Below are 1,062 nucleotides of genomic sequence, written 5' to 3'. Positions count from 1 at the left end.
CGGCGCCGTCTTCCACAAAGGCAAGCTACTCGAACGCCCCGCCGACATCACACCGCCCGAGCCGGCCGAATCAACCGAAACGGAGGTCGCCTGAAACACCCCGATCCACAGGTATTGACAATTCCTCTCTCCTACTTGTCCATGATGCTGTTCGTGGCCGCATGGGGCATTGCTAGGCGTCAGCGCGCGTCATGGGCGATCGGACTGCTGCCGACGGCTGCCCTCGTCGCGTTGGCCCTGTAGTTCTATTCGGACCCCATGGACCAAGAGCTCGTGTGGCTGACAATTTGGGCGGTGGATAGCGGGGTTCTGGTGGGCGGATGTCTGCTGTGCTGGGCTTGCGACGTGGTGTTCGGCGGCCCAGCAAGAGGGTCTCCGGAGTAGACGAGAGCTTCTAGCGTCCAATAGTTTTGGCCGCGCGGCGATGGTGTGGCGCACGGCCTTGTCGGACGAACGACCGACAAGAACCCGCTCGCGATAGTGGGATACTGCTAGACCTTGCCGCTGCGACCTGCCAGCGCGTTTACCCTGCCGACCAGCCGACAGAAACACCACCATGACGCCACCGCTCTCCCGAGTCGCCACCGTTCGCTGTGTTTTTGGGGGTGTTTGGTGAGTGGTTTGTGGGTTGATGGTGGGGTTTCGGTGGTGTTGGGTGCGGTGTTGGCGCGTGCGGGGGAGGGGGTGGTGTATGAGGTTGTGGGGCGGCCGGAGTGGGTGGCGAAGATCTTTCATGAGGGTTTGAAGGATCGGGATGTGAAGTGTGCGAAGGTGGCGGCGATGGTGGGTTCGCCGCCGGGGGGTGCGGTGCAGTCGGATGGGTTTGTGGTGTTGACCTGGCCGTTGCAGGTGGTTGTTGGTGAGGGTGGTCCGGTGGGGTATGTGATGCGCCGGATTGATACTGCTGATGCGGTGGAGATTCATACGGTGAGTAATGTGGTTCCCCCGAAATCGTGGAGGGTTTCCTATGCCGCTTCGGGCTTGGTCTTGGATTCCCTGATCTCGTAGTTGACGGGCGATAGCCCGTCGGCGGCACTGTGGCGGCGTTGGTGATTGTAGAAG

At 61.5% G+C, this 1,062-nt stretch carries 1 protein-coding gene; it reads left to right on the top strand.

Translation table 11 applies throughout. The features are described from left to right. The first annotated feature begins 612 nt into the window (after positions 1-612). Complete coding sequence (locus HPC46_RS34495) at positions 613-1,008, top strand: hypothetical protein (RefSeq protein WP_179476450.1); 396 nt, start codon at positions 613-615, stop codon at positions 1,006-1,008. The last annotated feature ends 54 nt before the right edge of the window (positions 1,009-1,062 follow it).

This window comes from Mycolicibacterium vinylchloridicum (genome assembly GCF_013404075.1).
GTDB classification, from domain to species: domain Bacteria; phylum Actinomycetota; class Actinomycetes; order Mycobacteriales; family Mycobacteriaceae; genus Mycobacterium; species Mycobacterium vinylchloridicum.
The sequence above is the reverse complement of the archived record's forward strand: the minus strand, read 5'-3'. Positions and strand labels throughout refer to the sequence as shown.